This is a genomic window from Mycobacterium sp. GA-2829, assembly GCF_001499965.1.
Lineage (GTDB): Bacteria > Actinomycetota > Actinomycetes > Mycobacteriales > Mycobacteriaceae > Mycobacterium.
Map to the genome: position 1 here is coordinate 25,206 of NZ_LQIT01000013.1, position 23,696 is coordinate 48,901.

27 protein-coding genes are annotated in these 23,696 nt (G+C 68.7%); 12 read left to right on the plus strand and 15 right to left on the minus strand.

Annotated elements, in window-relative coordinates; genetic code table 11:
- Nucleotides 1-22: 22 nt before the first annotated feature.
- Genes benC through benA form a run of 3 tightly spaced genes read right to left on the minus strand, consistent with a single transcriptional unit; the run spans nucleotide 23 to nucleotide 4,591 of the window.
- A complete protein-coding gene (gene benC, locus AU194_RS10125) occupies nucleotides 23-2,683 on the minus strand; it encodes a benzoate 1,2-dioxygenase electron transfer component BenC (protein WP_059089109.1) in 2,661 nt (886 codons plus the stop codon).
- A 10-nt stretch (nucleotides 2,684-2,693) separates the two neighbouring features.
- Nucleotides 2,694-3,218, minus strand: coding sequence for a benzoate 1,2-dioxygenase small subunit (benB, locus tag AU194_RS10130; protein WP_059089175.1), 525 nt, complete (start codon nucleotides 3,216-3,218; stop codon nucleotides 2,694-2,696).
- 2 nt (nucleotides 3,219-3,220) lie between these two features.
- The gene (gene benA / locus AU194_RS10135) at nucleotides 3,221-4,591 is read right to left on the minus strand and encodes a benzoate 1,2-dioxygenase large subunit (protein WP_059089110.1); all 1,371 of its coding nucleotides are present in this window, start codon (nucleotides 4,589-4,591) and stop codon (nucleotides 3,221-3,223) included.
- A gap of 210 nt (nucleotides 4,592-4,801) precedes the next feature.
- On the opposite strand from benA, the gene AU194_RS10140 reads away from it, so the two are divergent.
- From AU194_RS10140 to catC, 4 genes are read left to right on the plus strand one after another with little or no spacing between them, the layout of a single operon-like run.
- A complete protein-coding gene (locus AU194_RS10140) occupies nucleotides 4,802-5,722 on the plus strand; it encodes a LysR family transcriptional regulator (RefSeq protein WP_059089111.1) in 921 nt (306 codons plus the stop codon).
- The gene (locus tag AU194_RS10145; RefSeq protein ID WP_059089112.1) at nucleotides 5,719-6,822 is read left to right on the plus strand and encodes a mandelate racemase/muconate lactonizing enzyme family protein; all 1,104 of its coding nucleotides are present in this window, start codon (nucleotides 5,719-5,721) and stop codon (nucleotides 6,820-6,822) included. The genes AU194_RS10140 and AU194_RS10145 overlap by 4 nt, the downstream gene beginning before the upstream one ends.
- Nucleotides 6,823-6,850: 28 nt before the next feature.
- Complete coding sequence (catA, locus tag AU194_RS10150) at nucleotides 6,851-7,723, plus strand: catechol 1,2-dioxygenase (protein ID WP_059089113.1); 873 nt, start codon at nucleotides 6,851-6,853, stop codon at nucleotides 7,721-7,723.
- Between the two features lie 6 nt (nucleotides 7,724-7,729).
- Nucleotides 7,730-8,008 carry a muconolactone Delta-isomerase gene (gene catC / locus AU194_RS10155; protein WP_059089176.1) on the plus strand — a complete coding sequence of 93 codons (279 nt, stop codon included), beginning with the start codon at nucleotides 7,730-7,732 and terminating at the stop codon, nucleotides 8,006-8,008.
- Here the strand turns inward: catC and AU194_RS10160 are convergent.
- A complete protein-coding gene (locus AU194_RS10160; RefSeq protein WP_157575981.1) occupies nucleotides 8,001-8,531 on the minus strand; it encodes an aminoacyl-tRNA deacylase in 531 nt (176 codons plus the stop codon). The genes catC and AU194_RS10160 overlap by 8 nt on opposite strands.
- A gap of 176 nt (nucleotides 8,532-8,707) precedes the next feature.
- Between AU194_RS10160 and AU194_RS10165 the strand changes: the two genes are divergently transcribed.
- Together AU194_RS10165 and rsrA are read left to right on the plus strand one after the other, a co-directional pair.
- Nucleotides 8,708-9,337: a sigma-70 family RNA polymerase sigma factor gene (locus AU194_RS10165; protein ID WP_197417585.1), complete on the plus strand. Its 630-nt coding sequence runs from the start codon at nucleotides 8,708-8,710 to the stop codon at nucleotides 9,335-9,337.
- Nucleotides 9,334-9,630: a mycothiol system anti-sigma-R factor gene (rsrA, locus tag AU194_RS10170; protein ID WP_059089115.1), complete on the plus strand. Its 297-nt coding sequence runs from the start codon at nucleotides 9,334-9,336 to the stop codon at nucleotides 9,628-9,630. Before AU194_RS10165 ends, rsrA begins: the two co-directional genes overlap by 4 nt.
- 70 nt (nucleotides 9,631-9,700) lie before the next feature.
- Here rsrA and AU194_RS32970 read toward each other — a convergent pair whose 3' ends face one another.
- Nucleotides 9,701-9,793: a 50S ribosomal protein bL37 gene (locus AU194_RS32970; protein ID WP_099050200.1), complete on the minus strand. Its 93-nt coding sequence runs from the start codon at nucleotides 9,791-9,793 to the stop codon at nucleotides 9,701-9,703.
- 144 nt (nucleotides 9,794-9,937) lie between these two features.
- Between AU194_RS32970 and AU194_RS10175 the strand changes: the two genes are divergently transcribed.
- The gene (locus AU194_RS10175; RefSeq protein ID WP_059089178.1) at nucleotides 9,938-10,153 is read left to right on the plus strand and encodes a biotin/lipoyl-binding carrier protein; all 216 of its coding nucleotides are present in this window, start codon (nucleotides 9,938-9,940) and stop codon (nucleotides 10,151-10,153) included.
- 27 nt (nucleotides 10,154-10,180) lie between these two features.
- Nucleotides 10,181-11,671, plus strand: a complete 1,491-nt coding sequence (locus AU194_RS10180) for a sensor histidine kinase (RefSeq protein ID WP_059089116.1) — start codon at nucleotides 10,181-10,183, stop codon at nucleotides 11,669-11,671.
- A 197-nt stretch (nucleotides 11,672-11,868) separates the two neighbouring features.
- On the opposite strand, the gene whiB1 is transcribed toward AU194_RS10180, so the two are convergent.
- Both whiB1 and AU194_RS10190 read right to left on the minus strand, forming a co-directional pair.
- Complete coding sequence (gene whiB1, locus AU194_RS10185; protein ID WP_011558794.1) at nucleotides 11,869-12,123, minus strand: transcriptional regulator WhiB1; 255 nt, start codon at nucleotides 12,121-12,123, stop codon at nucleotides 11,869-11,871.
- Between the two features lie 245 nt (nucleotides 12,124-12,368).
- A complete protein-coding gene (locus AU194_RS10190; protein WP_059089117.1) occupies nucleotides 12,369-13,319 on the minus strand; it encodes a diacylglycerol kinase family protein in 951 nt (316 codons plus the stop codon).
- Between the two features lie 39 nt (nucleotides 13,320-13,358).
- On the opposite strand from AU194_RS10190, the gene AU194_RS10195 reads away from it, so the two are divergent.
- The gene (locus AU194_RS10195; RefSeq protein WP_059089118.1) at nucleotides 13,359-13,781 is read left to right on the plus strand and encodes a hypothetical protein; all 423 of its coding nucleotides are present in this window, start codon (nucleotides 13,359-13,361) and stop codon (nucleotides 13,779-13,781) included.
- On the opposite strand, the gene AU194_RS10200 is transcribed toward AU194_RS10195, so the two are convergent.
- The 3 genes from AU194_RS10200 to AU194_RS10210 are packed head-to-tail and all read right to left on the minus strand — an operon-like array spanning nucleotide 13,736 to nucleotide 15,926.
- Nucleotides 13,736-14,215: a GNAT family N-acetyltransferase gene (locus tag AU194_RS10200; RefSeq protein ID WP_059089119.1), complete on the minus strand. Its 480-nt coding sequence runs from the start codon at nucleotides 14,213-14,215 to the stop codon at nucleotides 13,736-13,738. The two genes, AU194_RS10195 and AU194_RS10200, sit on opposite strands and share 46 nt — an antisense overlap.
- Nucleotides 14,212-15,318 (minus strand): isochorismate synthase MenF, encoded by a 1,107-nt coding sequence (locus AU194_RS10205; protein WP_059089120.1) that lies wholly within the window; start codon nucleotides 15,316-15,318, stop codon nucleotides 14,212-14,214. Before AU194_RS10205 ends, AU194_RS10200 begins: the two co-directional genes overlap by 4 nt.
- Nucleotides 15,315-15,926, minus strand: coding sequence for an acid phosphatase (locus tag AU194_RS10210; RefSeq protein WP_059089121.1), 612 nt, complete (start codon nucleotides 15,924-15,926; stop codon nucleotides 15,315-15,317). The genes AU194_RS10205 and AU194_RS10210 overlap by 4 nt, the downstream gene beginning before the upstream one ends.
- A gap of 50 nt (nucleotides 15,927-15,976) precedes the next feature.
- Between AU194_RS10210 and AU194_RS10215 the strand changes: the two genes are divergently transcribed.
- On the plus strand, nucleotides 15,977-16,780 hold the full coding sequence (locus AU194_RS10215) for a ParA family protein (protein WP_197417579.1): 804 nt from the start codon (nucleotides 15,977-15,979) through the stop codon (nucleotides 16,778-16,780).
- Between the two features lie 4 nt (nucleotides 16,781-16,784).
- Here the strand turns inward: AU194_RS10215 and AU194_RS10220 are convergent, their stop codons facing one another.
- The 3 genes from AU194_RS10220 to AU194_RS10230 all read right to left on the minus strand — a co-directional run bounded on the left by AU194_RS10220 (nucleotide 16,785) and on the right by AU194_RS10230 (nucleotide 20,492).
- Nucleotides 16,785-17,693 carry an NADP-dependent oxidoreductase gene (locus AU194_RS10220; RefSeq protein WP_059089122.1) on the minus strand — a complete coding sequence of 303 codons (909 nt, stop codon included), beginning with the start codon at nucleotides 17,691-17,693 and terminating at the stop codon, nucleotides 16,785-16,787.
- 85 nt (nucleotides 17,694-17,778) lie between these two features.
- Nucleotides 17,779-18,990 carry a PQQ-binding-like beta-propeller repeat protein gene (locus tag AU194_RS10225; protein ID WP_059089123.1) on the minus strand — a complete coding sequence of 404 codons (1,212 nt, stop codon included), beginning with the start codon at nucleotides 18,988-18,990 and terminating at the stop codon, nucleotides 17,779-17,781.
- Nucleotides 18,991-19,010: 20 nt separating this feature from the next.
- A complete protein-coding gene (locus tag AU194_RS10230; protein WP_059089124.1) occupies nucleotides 19,011-20,492 on the minus strand; it encodes a DEAD/DEAH box helicase in 1,482 nt (493 codons plus the stop codon).
- A gap of 266 nt (nucleotides 20,493-20,758) precedes the next feature.
- Between AU194_RS10230 and AU194_RS10235 the strand changes: the two genes are divergently transcribed.
- Nucleotides 20,759-21,463 (plus strand): ferritin-like fold-containing protein, encoded by a 705-nt coding sequence (locus AU194_RS10235; protein ID WP_059089125.1) that lies wholly within the window; start codon nucleotides 20,759-20,761, stop codon nucleotides 21,461-21,463.
- Between the two features lie 3 nt (nucleotides 21,464-21,466).
- On the opposite strand, the gene AU194_RS10240 is transcribed toward AU194_RS10235, so the two are convergent.
- Complete coding sequence (locus tag AU194_RS10240) at nucleotides 21,467-22,339, minus strand: MmpS family transport accessory protein (protein WP_059089126.1); 873 nt, start codon at nucleotides 22,337-22,339, stop codon at nucleotides 21,467-21,469.
- A gap of 315 nt (nucleotides 22,340-22,654) precedes the next feature.
- Here AU194_RS10240 and AU194_RS10245 point away from each other — a divergent pair, with 315 nt between their 5' ends.
- Nucleotides 22,655-22,912 (plus strand): DUF3107 domain-containing protein, encoded by a 258-nt coding sequence (locus AU194_RS10245; protein ID WP_059089127.1) that lies wholly within the window; start codon nucleotides 22,655-22,657, stop codon nucleotides 22,910-22,912.
- On the opposite strand, the gene AU194_RS10250 is transcribed toward AU194_RS10245, so the two are convergent.
- On the minus strand, nucleotides 22,899-23,573 hold the full coding sequence (locus tag AU194_RS10250) for a TetR/AcrR family transcriptional regulator (RefSeq protein WP_059089128.1): 675 nt from the start codon (nucleotides 23,571-23,573) through the stop codon (nucleotides 22,899-22,901). The genes AU194_RS10245 and AU194_RS10250 overlap by 14 nt on opposite strands.
- Nucleotides 23,574-23,696 lie beyond the last annotated feature (123 nt).

A 23,696-nucleotide genomic window follows, 5' to 3' on the forward strand; every position in this document is an offset into this window, starting at 1 on the left:
CGTAGGCACGTGCCGGGCCGGCTCAGCCTTGATCGCCCCCGGCGACCGGCAGCACCGAACCGGTGATGTACGACGCCTCGTCGGAGGCCAGGAAGCAGATGGCCGCGGCCTGTTCGTCGAGGGTGCCGTACCGCTTCATCGACGACGACTCGACGGTCTGGTCGATGTGCGCCTGGAACCAGTCGCGTTGGGTGTCGTCGCTGAACTCCGGTGTGCCGCGCGAGATCCGGCGGGGCGGGGCAGACGTTCCGCCGGGAGCGGTCGCCACCACTCGGATCCCCTCACCGGCGTACTCGACGGCCAACGAGGCGGTTATCGCGTTGACGCCGCCCTTGGCCGCCGAATAGGGGATGCGGTGGATGCCGCGGGTCGCCGCCGACGACACGTTGACGATCACGCCGTCGCCGCGCGCCACCATCGAGGGCAGCACCGCCCGGCAGGCGTACAGCGTCGTCATGAGTGACCGATCGACCTCGGCGCGGATCTCGCCGCCGGTGAACTCGACGAACGGTTTGAAGTTGATGGCACCGCCGACATTGTTGATCAGCACGTCGATCCGGCCGAACGCCGATAGCGCCTGTGCCACCATGGTTTCCGCGCCCTCGGCGTGTTCGAGATCGACGGTGACCGCGCGGGTCGCGGGCCCGCCCGCGGCGAGTTCGTCGGCCAGGTCCTTCACCAGTTCCGAGCGGTCGACCAACACCAGGCGTCCGCCTTCGGCGCTGATCCGCCGCGCGGTCTGTTCGCCTATGCCCTGTGCGGCACCGGTCACCAGCACGACCTTGTCGGCGAATCGGCCCGGGGTGACGAACCGCGGCCGCCGGGCCGCCGCCGCGTCGGCCATCGCCCGGCGCATCGTCTGCTTGGAGCGTTCGGCATGCGCGGCGATCAGCGCCCGGGCCGCGTCCCGGTCACCGGCCTCGAAGGCCGCAACGATGTCGACGTGGTCCCGCGCGCAGAGCGGATGGCACCAGGTGGCATTGCGCAGCACCTCGCTCATCCGGCCCTTGACGCCCAGAGCCTGGTAGGCCTGCAGCAGGTGGTCGTTGCCCGTGAGTGTGAACAGGTGGTCGTGGAACGCCGCATTGGTCTCGGTGTACTGCGCCGCGTCGACGAACCGGTCACCCTCGACGTAGGGCAACGTGGACTCGGCGAGCAGCCGGTATCCGGAGAGCTGGGAGGCGCTCAGCCGGCCGATGGTCAGTTCCACCGCACCGAGTTCCAGCGCCTCGCGGGCCTGGAAGATCGCGTCGGATTCGTGCACTTCCGGGTGCTCCTCCCCGATCTGGTAGCCGTCGGCGGCGACCTCGGGCGGTGCCGGCTCGGAGGGGGTGGGGAGGGCTTGCGCGGCGAAGAGTTCCTGGCCGGCGACCGCGCGCCCGGCGCCGGTGACCACGACGTCGTCCGGATCCAGCGGAGCCGCCGGGCCGTCGCCGGTGCCGTCGGCGCACATCAGTTGACCGGCGATCCGGCGGGCGGTGTCGCCGTCTGGGGCCGGTGTGACCGGTACGGGCGCCGGTGCGAGCGCGGCACCGGGGAAGACCGTCCGGCCGGCTACCGCGCGGGCGTCCGGGTCGGGCTGCAACGCCTCATGCGGGGTCTCGGGAACGGGTACGGGGGTGACCGGCGGGGTGGTGGCGGCCGCGGTTGTGGCCAGCCCGAACTTCTCGTAGTAGAAGCCGAACGGTTCGATGCCCTCGGCGGCGACGTGTGTGCGCACCGCCTCGACCATCGGCGGCGGCCCACACAGGTAGACCGCGACGTCGCCGTCGTAGAGGTGTTCGGGGCGGATCAGGCTGGTGACGTAGGCACGGTCTGGTCCCTTGTTGGTCGCGGTGCTCGCCGGGTCGGCCACGCAGTAGTCCCAGGTGAAGCCGGGTAGGTCGGCGGCCACCGCGGTCAACGTCTCGAGTTCGACGAGGTCGGCGTCCGAGCTCACCCCGTAGACGAGGTGGACCTTGCGGTGGCTGCGTGCAGCCCGCATCGTGCCCAGCATCGACAGCACCGGCGCCAGTCCGGTGCCGCCGGCGAGCAGCAGCACCGGCCGTTCGGTCTCCCGCAGGAAGAACGAACCGTGCGGACCGGTGAACGAGATGGCGTCCCCGACCGCCGCCCGCTCGGACAGGTAGGTCGACATGGCGCCGCCCGAGGTCAGCTTGACCAAGAAGGTGAGCCGCTGCTCGTGCGGGGCGTTGCTGAACGAATACGACCGTGTCACATCGGTCCCCGGCACCGCGATGTTGACGTACTGGCCCGGCAGGAACGCCAGATCCGCTCGGTTGGGGATCTCGACGGCGAAGGCCACCGTCGTCGGCGTCACCCGGTCGAGGTCGACGAGCGTGCCACCGAAGTTGCCGGCCGCGGTCTTGGCCACCTCTGAGCTGCTGGCGATCTGCAACACCAGATCGGATCGGGGTCGCATGCTGCACGGCAACACGTAACCGGCGGCGGCCTCGTCGGCGGGCAGGGCGTCGTCGATGTAGGTGCCGCCGTCGTAGGTCCCGGATTCGCACAGCGCCTTGCACGTTCCGCACGCGCCGTCGCGGCAGTCGAGCGGGATGTTGATGCGCTGACGGTAGGAGGCGTCGGCGACGGTCTGGTCGTCACGGCAGTCGATGAATCGGGTGACGCCGTCTTCGAAGGACAGCGCGACCCGGTGGATCTGGGTTTCGGTGGAGGTCATGGGAAGGCTCTCAGAAGTGGTAGATGTCCACGACGTGATGGATGTAGTCGTTCTTGAGGACGACGGTCTTGCGGCGGATCAGCGGCTGATCGCCGGAGAAGTCGATGGTGTAGAACGACGTGCCGTAATACGGGTCGACCGTTTTGTACCGGAAATACATGGTGTGCCAGTTGAATCGGACGTCGACCAGGTCGCCCCGGCGTTCGATCACCTCGACGTTGCTGATGTTGTGACTGGTGCGCGGCTCGGGAAGTGATGTGGCCGAGGACCGTTCGGTGCGGATGCGGAAGACACGGTCCTCGAGGCCGCCCTTGTTCGCGTAGTAGACCAGCGAGATGTCGCGTTGGGGATCCTCCACCAGGGTGTCGTTGTCGTCCCACGACGGCATCCAGTAGACGACGTCATCGGCATAGCAGGCCAGCCACCGCTCGAATTCCCGGTCGTCGAGGTAGCGCGCCTCGCGGTAGAGGAACTGTTCGATCATGTTCTGGGTGATGAGTGTGCCTGTCGCGGTATGTGATTCGGTGGTGGTCATGATCATTTCTCCGATCCGGTGTCGGCCAGCGCCGCGCGCATGAGCTGCAGCCAGTGGCTGTGCTGAACGGGGTAGAGGCCCTCGTCCTCGTTGCGGACACCCGCGGAGATGACGCCGTGCATGCCCAGCGAGTCGGCGACCTCGTCGGGTCCGGAAAGCCAGTGCTGCGCACCACGACTCATGTCGTTCCACGGCGCGGCGGACGCCTGATAGGTCAACTGGCAGGAGCGGAACTCCTCGAGGTCGTCGGGGGTGGCCATCCCCGAGGCGTTGAAGAAGTCCTCGTACTGACGGATCCGCCGGGCCCGGGCTTCGGCGCTCTCGCCCTTCGGGGCGATGCAGTAGATGGTGACCTCGGTCTTGTCCGGCGCGATCGGGCGGAAGTGCCGGATCTGCGTCGAGAACTGGTCCATCAGATACACATTCGGGTATAGGCACAGATTGCGTGAGCCCTTGACCATGAACTCGCCCTTTGCGTCGCCGTGGATCCGTTTGAGCTCGTCGAGGCGGTCCCACAGCGGGCGGTCCTGCGGGTTGGCCGCCCAGGTCCACAGGCACAGGTGGCCGTTCGGGTAGGACCAGTAGCCGCCGCCGGATTTGCCCCAGCTGCCTGCGTCGAGCGCCTTGGTGTCGTTGGCGGATTCACCGGTGGTGCGCCGCGACGTGGTGGCGGCGTAGTTCCAGTGCGTCGCGGTGACGTGGTAACCGTCGGCGCCGTTCTCCGCCTGCACCTTCCAATTGCCGTCGTAGGTGTAGGTCGAGGATCCGCGCAGCACCTCCAGACCGTCGGGGGACTGGTCGACGAGCATGTCGATGACCTTGGTGGTGTCGCCGAGATGGTCCGCGAGCGGTGCGACGTCCGGATTGAGGCTGCCGAACAGGAAGCCGCGGTAGCTGTCGAAGCGAGCCACTTTCGTCATGTTGTGTGAACCGTCGACGTCGAACGTGGCCGGATAACCGGCGCCCTCGGGGTCCTTGACCTTGAGCAGGGTGCCGTCGTTGCGGAAAGTCCAGCCGTGGAATGGGCACGTGAGTGTCATGCGGTTGTCGGTCTTGCGACGGCACACCATCGCGCCGCGGTGGGCACACGCGTTGATGAGGCAGTTCAGGCTGCCGTCCTTGGCGCGGGTGATGACGACGGGCTGCCGGCCCATGTAGGTCGTGAAATAGTCGCCGGCCGCGGCGACCTGGCTCTCGTGGGCCAGGTAGAGCCAATTGCCCTCGAAGATGTGTTTCATCTCGAGTTCGAAGACGTCCTCGTCGGTGAAGATGCGGCGGTTGGTGCGGTGGATCCCGGCCTCGGGGTCGTCGATCACCGCATCGGCGAGGACGCGCTCGAGGTGACTGCGACGGTCGGTTGTCGGTGCGCTCATCGGTGCCTCCCTGTGACGTGTTGCCTCCACGGTCACAGGACGTGGCCGCCGTCACACTAGGGCTCTTACTAGTCCTGGGCTGGGCACCTATTGATCATTTCTATCGATCAATACGGCGAAAACAAGTCCTTGTTGGGTATGGATCGCCGCCATACTCTGGGCCGTGGCACCGGTCACAACCGGCCGGCGCTGTGACTCAGGGGAGACACGATGGAGCTACGCCATCTGCGGTACTTCACCGCCGTCGCCGAGGTGTGCCATTTCGGCCGTGCCGCCGAGCAGCTGCACGTCGCCCAGCCGGCGCTGTCCTACGCGATCCGTCAGCTCGAGGACGAGCTGGGCGTCACATTGTTCAACCGGACCACCCGGCAGGTGTCGCTCACCGCGGCGGGGGAGTTCCTGCAGAGCGAGGCGGCCCGGATCCTCGCGGGGGTCGACGATGCCGTTCGAGGGGTACGACGCATCGCGGCCGGACGCAGCGGGCTGGTCCGGTTGGGCATCACCGGCACCGCTGCGTTCTCGCATCTGCCGCGTATCGCGCGGGTGGTCAGACGCGAGCTGCCCGACGTCGCACTGCAGATCCGGGCGGACCTGCTGACCCCGGACCAATGTGACGGTTTACGCAGCGGCGCAATCGATCTGGGTGTACTACGCCCACCCGCGGTCGGCCAGGACATCGAGCTGCGCACGATCGACGTCGAACCGCTCGTGCTGGCCGTATCGGTCGACCACCGGCTCGCCGTCGAACCTGTCGTCTCGTTGACCGACCTACGCAGCGAACCGTTCATCGCCTACGCCGGCCGGCATTCGGCGGTCAACGACGCGGTCGTACGCAGCTGCCGTCAGGCCGGGTTCGTCCCCCGGCGTGAACACGAGGCGCCCGGCACCGCGGTGCTGCTCTCGCTGGTGGCCGCCGGCCTGGGGGTGGCCGTCGTCCCGCAGTCGGTGCGTGCGCTGCCGTTGGCCGGGCTGGTGTTCCGCGATCTGCTCGACGCCCAGACCATCGAACTGGCGCTGGCGTGGCGCGCCTCCGCCGACAACCCCCTGGCCGAAGCCGTCGCCGGCGTGCTCGAAGCCACCTTCGCCGCCGACTCGATCCCCGAATCCCTGCCCACCGGAAGGCCGCTGTGAAGATCACCCGGCTGGACGCGATCCCGTTCGCGATCCCGTATGTCAAACCGCTCGAGTTCGCCTCGGGTGAGGTCACCGTCGCTGAACACGTGCTGGTGCGCGTGCATACCGACGACGGCGTCGTGGGTGTCGCGGAGGCGCCGCCCCGCCCGTTCACCTACGGCGAGACCCAGGCCGGGATCGTCGCGGTGATCGAGGGGATCTTCGCCCCGCAGATCGTCGGGCTCACGCTGACCGAACGCGAGGTGGCCGGCGCCCGGATGGGCCGTACCGTGGGCAACCCCACCGCCAAGTCCGCCGTCGACATGGCGATCTGGGATGCGCTCGGACGCACGCTGGAGTTGCCGGTCAGCGATCTGCTCGGCGGGTTCACCGACCGCATGCGCGTCAGCCACATGCTCGGATTCGACACTCCCGCGGCGATGGTCGCCGAAGCCGAGCGGATGCGCGACACCTACGGCATCACCACGTTCAAGGTGAAGGTCGGCCGGCGCCCGGTGTCACTGGACACCGCGGTGGTCCGCGCGCTGCGGGAACGTTTCGGCGGCTCCGTCGACCTCTACGTGGACGGCAACCGTGGTTGGACCGCATCGGAATCCCTGCGGGCCATGAAGCAGATGGCCGACCTCGACCTGCTGTTCGCCGAGGAGTTGTGTCCGGCCGACGACGTGCTCGGGCGGCGCCGCCTGGTCGGGGCGCTGGATGTGCCGTTCATCGCCGACGAATCGGTGCCCACCCCCGCCGACGTGACCCGGGAGCTACTCGCCGGCGCCGCGACCGCGATCAGCATCAAGACCGCGCGCACCGGTTTCACCCAGTCGCAACGTGTACACCACCTCGCCGAGGGCCTCGGGGTCGAGATCGTCATGGGCAATCAGATCGACGGTCAGGTCGGCACCGCGTGTGCCGTCACGTTCGGCACCGCCTTCGCGGCCACCTCGCGCTACGCCGGTGAACTGTCGAACTTCCTCGACATGAGCGACGACCTGCTCGCCGAGCCGCTGCAGATCCGTGACGGCGTCATGCGTCGCCCCGCGGGCAACGGTCTGGGCATCGAGATCGACCCCGACAAGCTAGCCCGCTACCGCACAGACATCTGAAACAGCCCACTGCACAAGGAGATCCACGATGACCACGTTCCAGACACCCACACCCGCCCAGACCGCCACCGCCGCCGCGTCCGGCGCCTCGGCCACCGACCGTTTCCGCACCGACAAGTCGCCGTACGACGCCGTCGGTGACACCCCGTCGGAGCGGGTCGACCTGCTGGCCCGTGAGGTGCTCTCCGCGGTGCACGAGACGATCCGCAAGCACCGGGTCACCTACGACGAGTACAACGCGCTCAAGGCGTGGCTGATCGGTGTCGGCGAGGACGGCGAATGGCCGCTGTTCCTCGACGTCTGGGTCGAACACGCCGTCGAGGATGTCGCCACCTCCCACCGCAGCGGGAACCGGGGCAGCATCGAGGGCCCCTACTACGTTCCGAACTCGCCGGACCTCGGAGCCGACGGAACCATGCCGATGCGTTCGGACGAGCGGGGCACACCGCTGGTGTGGAGCGGCCGGATCACCTCCACCGACGGCACTCCGCTGCCCGGCAAGGTCGAGCTGTGGCACGCCGACGCCGACGGGTTCTACTCACAGTTCGCCCCCGGTATCCCGGAATGGAATCTGCGGGCCAGCTTCACCACCGGTCCCGACGGCGCCTTCCGCATCCGCACCATCCGTCCGGCGCCGTACCAGATCCCCACCGACGGGTCCTGCGGCAAGCTGATCGCCGCCGCCGGCTGGCATGCCTGGCGCCCGGCCCACCTGCACGTCAAGGTGTCCGCGCCCGGCCACGAACTGCTCACCGCCCAGCTGTACTTCCCGGGTGACCCGCACAACGACGACGACATCGCCACCGCCGTCAAGCCGGAGTTGGTGCTGGCGCCTGCGCCGCAGCGCGATGGCGGCGAAGCGGTGACCTACGACTTCGTCCTCGACCCGGTCCGGGGCTGAGTGTCGATGCAATTCCACGTACGGATGGACGTCCGGATCCCCTACGAGATGGATCCGGAGGTGCGCACCGAGTTGATCGCCCGGGAGAAGGCGTATTCGCAGGAGTTGCAACGGTCGGGGAAGTGGCCGCAGATCTGGCGCATCGTCGGCGAGTACTCGAACTTCTCGATCTTCGACGTCGACTCGAACGACGAACTGCACGATCTGATCTCAGGGCTGCCGCTCTTCCCTTACATGGACATCCACGTCACGCCGCTGGCGAGGCACCCGTCCGACGTCAAGTAGCGGCGACGTCCGCTGTCACGGCGCCGGTGAGCCGGATCAGGTCCTGCGGGGCCACCACGATCTCGAGGCCGCGCTTACCGGCGCTGCACAGGATCCGGTCCCACTCCAGTGCCGAGGAGTCGACGACCGTCGGCAGCCGCTTGCGCTGACCCAGCGGAGAGATCCCGCCGAGTACGTAACCCGTCGAGCGTTCGGCTGCGGCCCGCTCGGCCATGGTGGCCTTCGGGACGCCGAGCGCGGCGGCGGCCGCCTTCAGCGACAATTTGGCCGGCACCGGCAGTACCGCCACCGCAAGACCCTTCGGGAGCGCGATGACCAGGGTCTTGAAGACCTGCGCGGCCCCGATCCCGGTGGCGGCGAGTTCCTCGACGGCCTCCTCGCCGTAGGAACCGGCGCGCGGATCGTGCCGGTACTGCAGGACCTCATGGGGCACTTTCGCGGTGACCAGGGCCGCGATCGCCGGTGTAGCTGCGCGCACGCCGGTCAGCTTAGGACGCGCATCGGTTGCGATCGGGAACAACATCGCGCGGTGATGCTGTTGTTGGTGGTACTTCGGGCGTGTACGCGCCCGGGAACGTGTCGGTCACTACCACTAGGATCAACAGGAGGACTCTGGTGCCATTGGCCTGCCTGGAACGTCCGGTGGATCTGCCGGGCCTGTTCGACGGTGCCGCGACAGAAGGGACGGTGTCGACCACGATGACCGACATCGACGGATCGGCGGTCGAACGAGAAGAATCCGACGCCGAACTGACCGCACGTTTCGAGCGCGATGCGATTCCGCTGCTCGATCAGCTCTACGGCGGTGCGCTGCGGATGACGCGCAATCCCGCCGACGCCGAGGACCTGCTGCAGGAGACGATGGTCAAGGCGTACGCCGGGTTCCGGTCGTTCCGCGAGGGCACCAATCTCAAGGCGTGGCTCTACCGCATCCTGACCAACACCTACATCAACAGCTACCGCAAGAAGCAGCGCCAGCCGTCGGAATACCCCACCGAGGAGATCACCGACTGGCAGCTGGCGGCGAACGCCGAACACTCGTCGACGGGTCTGCGATCAGCGGAGGTGGAGGCGCTCGAGACGCTGCCCGACACCGAGATCAAGGCGGCGCTGCAGGCGCTGCCCGAGGAATTCCGGATGGCGGTCTACTACGCCGACGTCGAAGGCTTCCCGTACAAGGAGATCGCCGAGATCATGGACACGCCCATCGGGACCGTGATGTCCCGGCTCCACCGCGGCCGCAAGCAGCTCCGTGAGCTGCTCGCCGATGTCGCCCGAGACCGCGGGTTCATCCGCGGAGCGCAAGCGCCCGAGGAGGTGTCGTCGTGAGTGACGAAGAGCGGTGGACCCCGCCGGTCGGTCCCGTCGACCCGGAACATCCGGAATGCGCCGCCGTCATCGCGGAGGTGTGGACGCTGCTCGACGGGGAGTGCACCCCGGAGACACGCGACAAGCTCAAGCACCACCTCGAGGAATGCCCCGCGTGCCTGCGCCACTACGGCGTGGAAGAGCGCGTCAAACGGCTGATCGCCGTCAAGTGCGGCGGGGAGAAGGCGCCGGACAGCCTGCGCGAGCGGTTGCGCATCGAGATCAGCCGCACCACGATCTACCGCAGCAGCTGACCCTGCACACAACGAAACGACGGTTGCCGACCGAATGGTCGACGACCGTCGTTTCGTGTATCAGTTCAGGTCAGCGAACGGACTTCGACCCGGCGTTGGGTCGCTTGCCGTGATTCGCCTTGGTGTTCTTCCGGTCGCGCTTCTTGCGGCCTCGCTTGGCCATCGGGGTACCTCCGTGTGTCCGAGTATTCACCGACCCGCTCCCGCGGATGGTTGTAGGACATTGTCTCACGGCCCGGCGGGTGCTCCGACGCCGCGGGGTTGTGGTTCGATAGAGCGGCAACAGCTGACAGTGAGTGGGGTGAAGATGGCCGAGGACGTTCGCGCGGAGATCGTGGCCAGTGTGCTCGAGGTCGTGGTCCACGAAGGCGATCAGATCGGCGAGGGTGACACCCTGGTCCTGCTCGAGTCCATGAAGATGGAGATTCCGGTGCTGGCCGAGGTCGCGGGCACGGTGACCAAGGTCAATGTCGCCGAGGGTGACGTCATCCAGGCCGGTGACCTCATCGCGGTGATCAGCTAGCGCTTCTCCCGTCCCCGGTAGAGCGATATGTCGACCCTCGGTGATCTGCTCGCCGAGCACACGGTCCTGCCCGGCAATGCCGTCGACCATCTGCATGCGGTGGTCGGGGAGTGGCAGCTGCTGGCCGATCTGTCTTTCGCCGATTACCTGATGTGGGTGCGCCGCGACGACGGCGTGCTGGTCTGTGTGGCGCAGGTGCGGCCGAACACCGCCCCCACCGTGCTGCTGGCCGACGCGGTGGGCACCACCGCGATACCCGAGACCATGCCGTTGGTGACGGCGACGTTCGAGTCCGGGATCATCGGCCGCGAAGGGCCGACGGCGCAGACCGATGCGCCCGGACTCAACGTCGAGGCGGTCCCGGTGCGCTACCGCGAGGACGTCGTGGCGGTGCTCACCCACCAGACCGCGCTCGCGTCGCGACGCACGGCCAGCCCGCTGGAGATCGCCTACCTCGACTGCGCGGCCGACCTGTTGATCATGCTGTCGGAGGGCACCTTTCCGAACGTGGGCGACCTCGCGATGTCGCGGTCGAGCCCCCGGGTCGGCGACGGATTCATCCGTCTCGACGACGCGGGCGACGTGGTGTTCGCCAGCCCCAACGGCATCTCGGCCTATCACCGCATGGGCCTGGCCGCCGACCTCGAAGGGCACAACCTCGTGGCGGTGACGCGTCCGCTCATCTCGGACCCGTTCGAGGCTCAGGAACTGGCCAACCACGTACGCGATTCGCTCGCAGGCGGTTCGAGTATGCGCATGGAGGTCGACGCGGGCGGCGCCGCGGTGCTGATGCGCACGATCCCGCTGGTGGTGCACGGCGCGGCGGCCGGTGCGGCGGTGCTGATCCGCGACGTCACCGAGGTGAAGCGGCGCGACCGGGCGCTGCTGTCGAAGGACGCGACGATCCGCGAGATCCACCACCGCGTCAAGAACAATCTCCAGACGGTGGCGGCGCTGCTACGGCTGCAGGCGCGGCGGACGAACAACGCCGAGGGCCGTGAGGCGCTGATGGAGTCGGTGCGCCGGGTGTCGTCGATCGCCCAGGTGCACGACGCGCTGTCGATGTCGGTCAACGAGGAGGTCAACCTCGACGAGGTGGTCGACCGCATCCTGCCGATCATGAACGACGTGGCGAGCGTCGGTCCGCCGATCCGGATCAAACGCGAAGGCGATCTCGGCGTGCTCGACGCCGACCGGGCGACGGCGCTGGTCATGGTCATCACCGAGGTGGTGCAGAACGCGATCGAGCACGCATTCGACGCGACCACCGCGCAGGGCAGTGTCACGATCCGCGCGGAGCGTTCGGCCCGGTGGTTGGACGTCGTGGTGCACGACGACGGCCGTGGGCTGCCCGCCGGGTTCAGCCTCGAGAAGTCAGACCGGCTGGGGTTGCAGATCGTGCGGACGTTGGTCTCGGCGGAGTTGGACGGGTCGCTCGGGATGCACGATGTGCCGAGCGGGGGGACGGATGTGGTGCTGAGGGTCCCGATCGGGCGCCGCGGCCGAGCCGCGCAGTAGGCGGGAGCGGCCGAGCGCGCAGTAGGCGGAAGCGGCCGAGCCGCGCAGTAGGCGGGAGCGGCCGAGGTTGGCCAGTGCGCGCACCGGACATTGAAAGCCGGATTCACACGGAATGGTTCTCTGTAATTGAATTGTGTCTTCGAACACAGTGAAGGCCCCGACTTCCGTCGGGGCCTTCACTGAAGGTTCTAGCTGGTTCAGACTCCGCTGCGAGCCTTGGTGCGGGCATTGCGACGCTTGAGCGCGCGACGCTCGTCTTCGCTCATGCCGCCCCACACGCCGGCGTCCTGACCGGACTCCAAAGCCCAGCTCAGGCACTCGGTGGTGACGGGGCACCGGTTGCAGACGAGCTTCGCGTCGGCGATCTGCGCGAGCGCCGGCCCGCTGTTCCCTACCGGGAAGAACAGCTCCGGATCCTCGTCGCGACAGACGGCCTTATGACGCCAATCCATTGTTTTAACTCCTCACTATGTGCGCAGCAGGGCGCACGAGCTTTTCTTCGGCTGTTAACGCGTGCACACAAATGTTTCTGCACTGTTGCATCCGATATTTTCACAGGCTCGACGGATGTCAAGAGATGTGCGTTAACACGTGTGCAACGTCACTGGCGCGACCACGTTCCAGGTCCGCTTACCCACTCGTACTACACTCAACACACTTGCGCGCAAAATTTTTTTGACGTTTTCTTTTGCGCAGGTCAGAGCGTTTTCGCGGACGGCGCGACGACCGCGAGCGCGTCGGGAACCGCGGTGAAGGTCATGGTTTCGCGCGGCCCGACGTAATCTCCGTCGATCTGGCACGCCACCGGGACCGCGGAGGTGATCCGCACCCACGCCATATCGTCGTCGCGGATGAGATGGCGCGCCACCGGATCGGGTTCCCGGGCGAACATCTGCCGCGCCAGCCGCAGATTCGCCCACGCGTTCATGCTGGTCGTGGCGAACACTCCGAGCCCCGTCTCGAACGTCGTGCCCGGGTTCGTCCAGATCGGCCGGGCGTTGGCGTACGTCCACGGGCTCGCATTCGACACGAACGCGAAGTGCACGCCCTCGGTCGGCTGCTGGCCGGGCAGATGCAGCGTCAGCGTCGGTTCCTTGCGCACGCTGGCGAGGACCTCGCGCACCGCCACCCGGATGTAGCGCGACGCCGACACCTTGCGGCCCTTGGCGCGCTGCGCCTCCACCGCGGCCACGACGTCGCCGTCGACGCCCATGCCCGCGGTGAACACCGCCCACCGCTCGCCGCAGTCCATCAGGCCGATCCGTCGCCATACCCCGGTGCGCCGGTACTCGCCGAGCAGGTCGACGAGCTGGTTGGTGGCCTCGATCGGATCGGGGCTGATGCCCAGCGCGCGGGCGAACACGTTGGCCGATCCGCCGGGCACCACCCCGACGGCCGGTGCGTCCGCGTCGCGACCTGCGCTCACCACACCGTTGACGACCTCGTTCACGGTGCCGTCGCCACCGTGCACGATGAGCACGTCGACCCCCTGAGTGGCCGCCTCGCGGGCGATCTCGATGGCATGGCCTCGATGGTCGGTGTGGGCGACCGTGAGCTCCACACGGCTCTCCAGCGCGTGGGCGAGCAGATCCCGGCCTGCCGCGGTGGTCGATGTGGCGTTCGGGTTGACGATCAGCACGGCACGCACGAGGCATGAGCCTAACGGCGAGCATCTAGGCTTTACGTCGTGACCGTTCCCGCCCCCTCCACCGTGCGCCAGGCCGCCGTCCTGGTCGCGATCGAGGGCGCCGCCGGGGTGGTGGCCGCCCTGCTGTTCGTGGTGCGCGGACTGTTCGGCGCCGACCAGCACATCGTCAGCGGCTTCGGCAACGCCATGTGGTTCGGCATCGTCGGGGGCGGGGTGCTCGCCGCCGGGTGGGCGCTGTGGACCGGACGGCGGTGGGGCCGCGGCATCGCGGTGTTCGCCCAACTGCTGCTGCTACCGGTGACGTGGTACGTCGCGGTCGGATCGCACCAGTGGTTCTACGGCATTCCGGTCGCCGCGGTCGCGGTGATTGCGCTGCTCCTGCTGTTCAGCCCCTCGGCGCTCGAGTGGCTGGGCGCTCAGGACTCCGCCAGCGCCGACAACTCCGGACCCGACACCCGGTAGGTGATCCAGTCCGTCTGCGGTTTCCCGCCGACGGCGTCGTAGAGCGCGATCGCATTCTCGTTCCAGTCCAGCACCGCCCAACTCAGCCTGCTGTAGCCGTGCTCGACGCATTCCCGTGCCAGTGTCGCGAGCAGGGTGCGGGCCAGGCCGCGGCGCCGGTGGTCCGGACGGACGAACAGGTCTTCCAGGTAGATGCCGGCGACGCCGTCCCACGTCGAGAAGTTGTAGAACCACAGCGCGCCGGCGGCGGCCCGGCCGTCGACCTCGACGATGTGGCCGTAGACCCGGGGTTCGGTGCCGAAGAGCGCATCGCGCAGTTGGCTTTCGGTGACCGTGCACTCCTGCGACGCCCGTTCGAAGGCGGCCAGCTCGTGCACCATCGCGGTCAGCTCGACCTCGTCGCCGGGTCGGACCCGTCGAACCGTCACGGTCATGGTGTTACCCCCAGTGCGGACAGGATGGTGGTGAATTTCGTTGTGGTCTCCGCGACTTCGTCGTCGGGATCGGATTCGGCGACGATCCCGCCGCCGGAGTGCGCGGTGGCGCTGCGGCGGTCGGCGGACAGTTGCGCGCAGCGGATGGACACCACCCAGCGGCCGTCGCCGGCTGCATCGCACCACCCGACGGCTCCGGCGTAGAAGCCGCGGCTGCCCTCCAGTCGGGCGATCAGCGCCGCGGCCCGGTCGGTGGGCACCCCGCCCACCGCGGGCGTCGGATGCAATGCGGCCGCGAGATCCAATGCGGTCGTGGATTTTTCACGAAGACGGCCGGTGATCTTGGTGCTCAGGTGCCAGACCGCGGCCGTCGCGCTGAGATGCGGGTTCGGGGCGATATCCAACTCCGCGCAGAACGGGGCGAGGGCCCGGCGCACCTGCTCGATCACCACGGCGTGCTCGTGGCGGTTCTTCGCCGATTCGGCGAGCGCGGCGCCACTGGCGCGGTCGGCCTCCGGGTCGGCGTGCCGGGGAGCCGACCCGGCGAACGGTTGGCACGTCACCACGTCGCCGCGCCGCGCGACGAGCAGCTCCGGGCTGGCGCCCACCAGCGCGGTGCCGCGGTAGCGGCCGCCCGCCCCGCTCAGGTCGGCCAGGTAGGCGTTCGCACTCGGATCATCGGCGATCAAGCGCGCCAACACAATTCGGGCGTCGAGCGGCTCCTCGGCGGTCAGCTGCAGCGCCCGCGCGAGGACGACCTTGTGCAGGCCGGTGCCGGGGTCGTTGAGGGCGGCCACCGCCGACGCGACGCGGGCGCGGTGCTCCTCCGGCGCGGGCCGGAACTCGGCGATGCGCACGGCGGGCAGGTCGGTGACCGGCGGTTCCGGGGGCGTCGCACCGAACGAAACCTCCTGCGGCCGGAACAGCGCCGTCGGTGCGGTCAGGTCAAAAGGCAACGCCCCCACGACGATCGGGGTGTCGCCGTCGGCCAGCGCGGCGCGCGCCTCGGTCAGCGCGGGATAGGCGGTGTGCATCCCGTCGGCGACGACCGCACCCTGTGGGCCGGCCAGCACGAACGTCGGTTCGGCCGCGGATCCGGTCATGTCGGCTTGCACGGATGCGGATAGCCGGTCAGCGCCAGCGCGCTGATCTGCCGCACCCCGTGCTCCCATCCGCACACCGCGATCGACGCCGCCACCATGGCGAAGCGAATACCGTCGGTCAGCGGTAACTCCGCCCACCGGGTGATGACGGCGCGCGAGAAGTGACCGTGTCCGACGAAGATGACGTCGCGGGATTCCAGATGGCCCAGCGCCATCTCGACGGCACGGTCGGCGCGTTCGGTGACCGCCTCGACGGTCTCGCCACCCGGGCAGCCGTGCGTCCACACCAGCCATTCGGGGTCGCTCTCGCGGATCTCGGGCGTCGTGCGGCCCTCGTAGTCGCCGTAATCCCATTCGACGAGCAGATCGGACACCTCGTCGACGGTCAGGCCCGCCAATTTCGCGGTGTCGAGCGCACGCCGGCGCGGGCTGCTGATCACCAGCGGATCCGCGAGGGTGAGCCGGTCCAGCGCCTCGGCGGTCTGTGTCGCCTGCTCACGGCCGGTTTCGGTGAGTTCGAGGTCGGTGCGGCTGGTGTGTCGCCCGGAACGCGACCATTCCGTCTCGCCGTGGCGGATCAGCAGAAGTCGATGGTCGGTCAGGCCCACACCCGTCGATTCTGCCGCACGTCCCGTATTCGGGGCGTGGCCGTGTCAGGATGGCACGTGTGACGCGGGTACTTGCAGTCGCTAATCAAAAGGGTGGGGTCGCCAAGACGACGACGGTCGCGTCGTTGGGGGCGGCGATGGCGGAGAGCGGCAAGCAGGTGTTGCTGGTCGACCTGGACCCGCAGGGCTCGTTGACGTTCTCGCTGGGCCACGACCCCGACAAGCTGCCGGTCTCGGTGCACGAGGTGCTGCTCGGGGAGGTCGAACCGGATGCGGCGCTGGTCGAGACACCCGAGGGAATGACGTTGCTGCCGGCCAACATCGACCTTGCGGGCGCCGAGGCGATGCTGCTGATGCGCGCCGGTCGCGAGCATGCGCTCAAACGGGCGCTCGCCAAGGTGTCCGGGAACTACGACGTGGTGCTGATCGACTGTCCACCGTCGCTGGGCGTGCTGACGCTCAACGGCTTGACCGCCGCCGACGAGGTGATCGTGCCGCTGCAGTGCGAGACGCTGGCGCACCGCGGGGTCGGCCAGTTCCTGCGGACGGTGTCCGACGTGCAGGCCATCACCAATCCGGACCTGAAGCTGCTGGGCGCCCTGCCGACGCTGTACGACTCGCGCACCACGCACAGCCGTGACGTGCTGTTCGATGTCGTCGACCGGTACGAGCTGCCGGTGCTGGCCCCGCCGATCCCGCGCACGGTGCGCTTCGCGGAGGCCAGCGCATCGGGTTCCTCGGTCCTGGCCGGCCGCAAGAACAAGGGGGCGCTGGCCTACCGCGAGCTCGCGGCCGCGCTGCTCAAACACTGGAAGAACGGCAAGGGCATGCCTACCTACACCCCGGAGCTCTAGCGGGTCAGCCGATCCGCACGACCGTCTTACCCCGCTCGCGGTGGGCGGGGTCGAACGCCGCGACCGCCTTGTCGAACGGGTACACCGTCACCGGGGGCGGCCGCAGCCGGCCGTCGCGGATGCGGTCCTGCAGGCGGAGCAACCCCGCGCGGTCGGGTTCGACGACGAAGAACAGCGCGCGGCCGCCGTGCGGCACCACGCGGGGCGGTCCGGCGATGCTGACCAGCACACCACCGGGGCGCACCGCCGCGGCCGAGCGGTCCTGGACGTCACCGCCGATCATGTCGAGGACCACGTCGACGGGTTCGGGGATGGCGTCGCGTCCGAGATCGACGAAGTCGTCGGCGCCGAGGTCGAGCACGGTATCGCGGTGGGCGGCGCGTCCGGTGCCGATCACGTGGGCGCCGGCCTCGCCCGCGAGTTGCACGGCGATCCACCCGACCGCACCCGCCGCACCGTGGATCAGCACGGTCTGGCCGGCCGCCAGATGAGCGTGGTCGAACAACGCCTGCCATGCGGTCAGGCCGGAGATCGCGACGGCCGCGGCGATCGTGGGGTCGACGTCCGCGGCCAGCGGCGCCAGATTCCGCGTCTCCACCGCGACGTACTCGGCGAGGGTTCCGTCGCGGGCCCAGTCGGTGAGCCCGAAGACCCGCTGACCCAGCGTCAACCCGGTGGTGCCGTATCCGAGTTCGGCGACGACCCCGGACATCTCGTGCCCGGGGACCGGGTCGACGCGGTCGTGCCCGTTGCGGTCCGACCACGTTGCGGGCCAACCGAGTTCGCCGGGTGTGAAGCTCGCGGCGAGCACCCGCACGATCACGTCGTTCTCGGCGGCGTGCGGATACGGCACGTCGGCGGGCACCAGGCCGTGCACACCGGCAGCGCGGTCCCGCACGACGAGCGCACGCATCGATTCAGGCCGGCCTTCGTCCACGTGGTCACCTCCCCAACGCGGTGAGGTGAGTGTAAGTCGCGGCGGCGGGCAAGGGGACCCCCTAGCCCAGCCCGATCAGCTCACCGCCGCGCAGTTCGACGACGCGGTCGCCGACCACGGCGGGGATGACGGCACCGTCGACCGCAGTCCGGGTCAACGCGATGTGCCGCTCACCGGCGCCGGAGCCGGGGTCGAAGACGTCGTAACCGTCGGTGACGGGTACCAGCAGCCGGTCGGCCATCTCGGCCGCCGGACCCAGTGGCATGTTCCCGCCCGACGGGGTGACGGTGTACTTGTACTGCAACCCGGAGGCGGAGAACACCATCACCGAGTCGCCGGTCCACCAGGTGATCAGGTCCCCGGCGCGCGTCGCGACGGCGTGCGGGGAGGGCGGCGCGGTCATCAGCGTGCTGGCGACCGTGGTCCCGGTCTCGTCGACGATGTCGACGGTCGGTTCCGGTGTCGGCAGGTACACCGCCGTCGTGCTGTCCGAGACCGCGATGACCCGGGCATCGGAGTCGGCCGCCACATCGGACAGCTCGACGTACTTGATGTCGGGGGTGTCCTCCTCGTTGGAGGGCCGCAGCAGCGTCAGGCGCAGGGTGTCCTCGTTCGGGCACGCCTCGAGCACCGACACCGCCTCCGAACTCGCCGCCGCCGACGTCAGCCGGCACAACGGCGCGATCGGCACATCGGGTTTCACCCGCGCGTCGAGGGCGCCGTAGCTGAGCATCCGGACCATGTCCGAACGCCACAGCTCCAGGCGGCTGTCACCGGCGGACAGCACCGTGGTGCCGTCCGAACTCAACGTCACCTCGCGGTCGGCGTAGCCGCTGCGCGCGTTGCCGCGTTTACCGGTCCGGCCGTTGATGGTGCTGACCTGACCGCAGCCCCGCGCATCCGGGTACACCGCGACCGCGTAGTGGTAGACCGACGTCACCCCGCACAGGTCGATGCCGCGGGCGTAGCGCCACACGGTGTCGCCGGTGGCGGGGTCACGGCCGACCACGGTGTCACCGTCACCGGTGACGACGCTGCCGCCGACCACGACCGGCAACCGGGTCTTCGGGCTCGGAGCGCTCCACACTTCACGCAGCGCCGACGGCACCGCGGCTGCGGGTTTTGGATCCGGTACGGCCGAAGCGGCGGGTTCGCTGATGGTCGCCCTGGCGTCGCTGGTCCACCAGACCACCGCCGCGACCAGCGCGATCACGGCGGCGATCGCCACGGCGGCCATCACGTCGCCGCGCGTGCGGCGTTCGGGTTTGACCACTGATGAGGCCGGCTGTCGGGTCAGCTGGTGGTGGAAGCGGCCTTGCGCGGACGGCGCCGGCGACGCCGCCGCGGGGCGCGCTCACCGCTGTCCTCGGTGTCACCGCTGTCCTCGGCCTCGGCGGTCGCCTGGTCGGCCGACCCCTCGACGTGGCCCGTCACGGGCTTACCCGCGCGGGTGCGCCGACGGCTGCGGTTGCGCGCCGGCTTCTCGTCGCCGTCGCGCTCGGCGCGCTCGGCCCGCCGCGTTGACGAACTGATCCGCGCCTCGCCGACCGAACCGGTCGCGTCGGTGGGGATGTTCAGCTCCTCGTAGAGGTGCGGGGAGCTGGAGTAGGTCTCGGCCGGGTCGGGGGTGTCGAGGCCGAGGGCCTTGTCGATCATCGACCAGCGGGGCAGCTCGTCCCAGTCGACCAGCGTCACCGCGACACCGGTCTTGCCTGCACGCCCGGTGCGGCCGATGCGGTGCACGTAGGCCTGCTCGTCCTCGGGGATCTGGAAGTTGATGACGTGGGTGATGTCGTCGATGTCGATGCCGCGGGCGGCGACGTCGGTGGCCACCAGGACGTCGACCTCGCCGGTGCGGAAGCTCTTGAGCGCCTTCTCGCGCGCGCCCTGGCCCAGGTCACCGTGGACGGCGCCGACCTTGAAGCCGCGCTCGGCGAGTTCGTCGGCCACCTTCTGCGCGGTGCGCTTGGTGCGGGTGAAGATCATCGTCGCGCCGCGGCCCTCGGCCTGCAGGATGCGACTGACCATCTCGACCTTGTCCAGCGCGTGGGCCCGGTAGGCGAACTGCGCGGTGGTGTCGTGCGTGGCGGCCGAATGCGGCGCCTCGGCCCGGATGTGGGTGGGCTGGTTCATGAACGTGCGGGCCAGCGTGATGATCGGATCCGGCATGGTGGCCGAGAACAGCATCGCCTGGCGGGTGTCGGGGGTCTGGCGCAGGATGCGCTCGATGTCGGGCAGGAAGCCCAGGTCGAGCATCTCGTCGGCCTCGTCGAGCACCAGCACGTTCAGACCGCCCAGCTGCAGGTGGCCCTGCTGGGCCAGGTCGAGCAGCCGGCCCGGGGTGCCGACGACGACGTCGGCGCCCTTGCGCAGCGATTCGATTTGCGGCTCGTACGGGCGGCCGCCGTAGATCGACACGACCGAGAGCTTGCGGTCGCCCGCGGTCAGGTACTTCGCGGCCAGCGACAGGTCGCTGTGGACCTGCAGGCACAGTTCGCGGGTGGGGACGACGACCAGGGCGCGCGGGGTGCCGGTGAGCGGCCGGTCGGTGTCGGTGGTGACGCGCTGTAGCAGCGGGACACCGAAGGCGTAGGTCTTGCCCATCCCGGTGCGGGCCTGACCGATGAGGTCGTCGCCGGCCAACGCCATGGGCAGCGTCAGTTCCTGGATGGCGAACGGCTGGTGGATGCCTTCCTCGGCCAGTGCGCGACAGATCTCGTCGCGGACGCCCAGGCTGGCGAATGTCATGTCAACGGGAGTTGTCAAAGGAGTCATGCGAAGTGAACGTGGCCTTTCATAGTCGACTCATGGTCGGACCTCGTGGTTTTCCACGCGCACACGAGTCTGACGATGAAGCGGCTACATCGCCCCTGACGGGCGGAACCGATCCGTTGGGCCTCGCACTTCGGAGGCGGGCCAACGCGTGCACGCACATTTCTTTGGGTAGCGGCCCGTCTCGAATGAGCCGCCGCCTGGAGCCATCATACCCTGGATGGCTTTGCCGGCGCGGATCGACGCCGCGCGGCCATTACAGTTGGCCCATGAATTCGACGCAGCCTGCAGCCTCGGGAGAGCAGACGAGCACCGCGCCGGCGGCCGGTGTGGCGGCTGATCATCCCGGCGTCGTCGAACTGTTCGCGCTGCTCGCCTACGGTGAGGTCGCCGCGTTCTACCGGCTGACCGAGGAGGCGCGGATGGCGCCGAACCTGCGGGGACGCATCAACATGGCGAGCATGGCCGCCGCGGAGATGAACCACTACGAGTTGCTGCGCGACGCCATGGAGCAGCGTGGGGTCGATGTGGTGCCCGCGATGACGAAGTACGCCTCCGCGCTGGAGAGCTACCACCGACTGACCACCCCGAGCACCTGGCTCGAGGCGCTGGTGAAGACCTACATCGGCGATGCGCTGGCCGCGGACTTCTACTCAGAGATCACCGGCGCGCTGCCCGACGACGTGGCCTCGGTGGTACGCGGTGTACTCGCCGAGACCGGCCACTCCCAGTTCGTCGTCGCCGAGGCGCTCGCCGAGCTCACCGCCAGCGACCGGCAGCGGCACCGGTTGGCGCTGTGGTCGCGCCGGCTGCTCGGCGAGGCGATCACGCAGGCGCAGTACGTGCTGGCCGACCACGACGAACTCGTCGACCTGGTGATGTCCTCGGGTGAGGGCCTGACCCAGATGGCCGAGTTCTTCGACCGGCTGCAGCAGACCCACCACGCCCGGATGCAGGAACTCGGCCTGGCCTGAGCGCTACTGGGTGCAGGTGGCGATCATCGAGTTGTTGTTCTGCGACACCAGCGCGGTGCCCGCGGCGTCGGTGATCGCGCAGTTGAGCTGACCGCCCACGCTGGTCGCGGTCACCGACTTCAACTCGACGCCGGGGTCGAGCACGACCGTCTTCGACCACGGCAGCGTCACGTTGACCTCGGTCTGCAGCGCACCCTGCTGATCGGTGTAGATGACCGTGACGAAGTCGATGATCTGCGGGTTGCCGGTGACCGTGTAGGTGATCTCCCGCGGGGTGGCGGCCGGCGGCGGGGGAGCGACGGCGCTGGGCGCCTCGGGGACGGCGCTCTCGGTCGGCGCGGGTGCGGTCGGGGTGACGGTGGTGACGGTCTCCGGGGAGAGCGAGGCGACCGGCGGGGGTGACGGTGCGACGGTGTCCTGCGGCGGCGCCGCGGTGGCCGTCGGCGCGGGTGCGCGGTTCTCGGCCGAGGTGCCGACCGTTGCGGACACCGAACCGCTGTCGCCGCCGCCGAGGATCACGAACGTGCAGATCACCGCGACCAGCAGGATGGCGGCCGCTCCACCGGCGATCCACTTCCAGCGGCTGTCGACGGGCAGGACGTACGCGTCGTAGTCCTCGTAGTCCTCGTAATCCTCGTAGTCCGCACCGTCGTCGTAGCGGGAGTCCGCCGTCTCCTCGGCGGTGTACTGCCCGGAGGGCCGATAGGTTCCGTAGTCGGGGCGCTGATCGGCGTATCCGCGGTAGGTGTCCAGCCCGACGGTGGAGTCCGCGTAATGGCGGTGGCCCGGGTGCTCGGCGGCGGAGTACGGCTCCTCGGTCGAACGGTTCCGACGCGCGGACCTGTACGGCGAATGCGGCGAGTAATGCCTGGTCATGATGGCTTTCCGGTAGCTTCCAGCGACTCTGAGCCCGATGCTAGCGGGGCAGAAGTGACAATTGAGGTCGGCGAGTATCCGATTCGGTCACGGTCCTGCGTCGGTTCGGTCGCCACCCGTGACCCGCGAAACCGCATTCCCTGCTGCCAGGCCACAAGCTTGGCAGCAGGGAATGCGGTTTCGGCGCGACGGCCGCGTCGGCGCGACGGCCGCTTCGCGCAGCGCGTAATCACCAGGGCGACGCGGTCGCGAGGCCGTCCACTAGCCTTTCCGATAACGACAGGGAGTCGGTGAGACACGACGAAAGGTGCAGGCGTGGAGGTCAAGATCGGTGTCACGGACAGCCCGCGTGAGCTCGTCCTCAACAGCGCGCAGACGCCCAGTGAGGTCGAGAAATTGGTGACCGACGCCCTCGCCGAGGGTGCGGGCGGCAACGTGCTGGCACTGTCCGACGAGAAGGGCAGGCGGTTCCTGGTGCAGACCAGCCGGATCGCCTACGTGGAGATCGGCGCCGCCGACGTGCGTCGGGTGGGGTTCGGTGTGGTCGGCTCGGAGGCCGTCAAGAACGGGTGAGCGGCACGTGGGACAACCCGCCCCACGCGAACAGGACGGTGCCGTCGACCGCATCGTCCTTGGAGATGGGCCGTTCGGCGTCCAGCCAGTAACGGGCGCAATCCACACTGATGGCCACGAGGCCCACCGCGATCATCCTGGCCCGGTGGGCCTCCAGGCCGGAGTCCCGGCTGATCAGATCGAAGACCGCGTCGGTGCACGCCTCGGTGGCCACTCTCACCTGGGCGGCGACCTGCGGTTCGGTCGTGTAGTCGTTCTCGAAGATCAGCCGGTAGCCCTGGCTGTCGTGCTCGATGAAATCGAAGAAGGCCTGGACCGCCGCGCGCAACCGCTGACGGTTGTCCGTGGTGGTGCGCAGCGCCTGGCGGACACCGGACACCATGTTGTCGACATGGCGTTGCAGTACCGCGAGATACAGCTCGAGCTTCGACGAAAAATGTTGATACAGCACGGGTTTGCTGACCCCGGCCCGGTCCGCGATCTCGTCCATACCGGCGGCGTGGTAGCCCCGATCGACGAAAACCTCGCTGGCGGCGATCAGTAACTGACCGCGGCGCTCGTCGCGAGGGAGTCGATTGCCCCGCCGGTTGCTCTTCGACACCCCGGTGCCGTTGGACGGCTTGTCGCCTCTCCTCTCAGCGGTATTGGCGAGATCGCTCATCAAGTCCTCAATCTGGAATCGGCTGGCGCGCTGGGCGGTGTTCGGCCGAGGCGCGCATCGCTGGCGACATTACTACCGAAGCGGGGGTGCCCGCGTCTCGACACCGGTGGCGAAGGCGGTGGC

Excerpts from the sequence above, each read along its gene's own strand:
- AU194_RS10165 (WP_197417585.1), top strand. The coding sequence starts at position 8,708 with ATGACCGACATCGACGGATCGGCGGTCGAACGAGAAGAATCCGACGCC.
- benA (WP_059089110.1), bottom strand. The coding sequence starts at position 4,591 with ATGAGCGCACCGACAACCGACCGTCGCAGTCACCTCGAGCGCGTCCTC.
- AU194_RS10160 (WP_157575981.1), bottom strand. The coding sequence starts at position 8,531 with ATGTTGTTCCCGATCGCAACCGATGCGCGTCCTAAGCTGACCGGCGTG.
- AU194_RS10240 (WP_059089126.1), bottom strand. The coding sequence starts at position 22,339 with ATGACCAGGCATTACTCGCCGCATTCGCCGTACAGGTCCGCGCGTCGG.
- AU194_RS10230 (WP_059089124.1), bottom strand. The coding sequence starts at position 20,492 with ATGACTCCTTTGACAACTCCCGTTGACATGACATTCGCCAGCCTGGGC.
- AU194_RS10215 (WP_197417579.1), top strand. The coding sequence starts at position 15,977 with ATGGCACGTGTGACGCGGGTACTTGCAGTCGCTAATCAAAAGGGTGGG.
- AU194_RS10200 (WP_059089119.1), bottom strand. The coding sequence starts at position 14,215 with ATGACCGTGACGGTTCGACGGGTCCGACCCGGCGACGAGGTCGAGCTG.
- catC (WP_059089176.1), top strand. The coding sequence starts at position 7,730 with ATGCAATTCCACGTACGGATGGACGTCCGGATCCCCTACGAGATGGAT.
- AU194_RS10235 (WP_059089125.1), top strand. The coding sequence starts at position 20,759 with ATGAATTCGACGCAGCCTGCAGCCTCGGGAGAGCAGACGAGCACCGCG.
- AU194_RS10250 (WP_059089128.1), bottom strand. The coding sequence starts at position 23,573 with ATGAGCGATCTCGCCAATACCGCTGAGAGGAGAGGCGACAAGCCGTCC.
- benB (WP_059089175.1), bottom strand. The coding sequence starts at position 3,218 with ATGACCACCACCGAATCACATACCGCGACAGGCACACTCATCACCCAG.
- catA (WP_059089113.1), top strand. The coding sequence starts at position 6,851 with ATGACCACGTTCCAGACACCCACACCCGCCCAGACCGCCACCGCCGCC.
- AU194_RS10175 (WP_059089178.1), top strand. The coding sequence starts at position 9,938 with ATGGCCGAGGACGTTCGCGCGGAGATCGTGGCCAGTGTGCTCGAGGTC.
- benC (WP_059089109.1), bottom strand. The coding sequence starts at position 2,683 with ATGACCTCCACCGAAACCCAGATCCACCGGGTCGCGCTGTCCTTCGAA.
- AU194_RS10220 (WP_059089122.1), bottom strand. The coding sequence starts at position 17,693 with ATGCGTGCGCTCGTCGTGCGGGACCGCGCTGCCGGTGTGCACGGCCTG.
- AU194_RS10180 (WP_059089116.1), top strand. The coding sequence starts at position 10,181 with ATGTCGACCCTCGGTGATCTGCTCGCCGAGCACACGGTCCTGCCCGGC.
- AU194_RS32970 (WP_099050200.1), bottom strand. The coding sequence starts at position 9,793 with ATGGCCAAGCGAGGCCGCAAGAAGCGCGACCGGAAGAACACCAAGGCG.
- AU194_RS10140 (WP_059089111.1), top strand. The coding sequence starts at position 4,802 with ATGGAGCTACGCCATCTGCGGTACTTCACCGCCGTCGCCGAGGTGTGC.
- whiB1 (WP_011558794.1), bottom strand. The coding sequence starts at position 12,123 with ATGGATTGGCGTCATAAGGCCGTCTGTCGCGACGAGGATCCGGAGCTG.
- AU194_RS10205 (WP_059089120.1), bottom strand. The coding sequence starts at position 15,318 with ATGACCGGATCCGCGGCCGAACCGACGTTCGTGCTGGCCGGCCCACAG.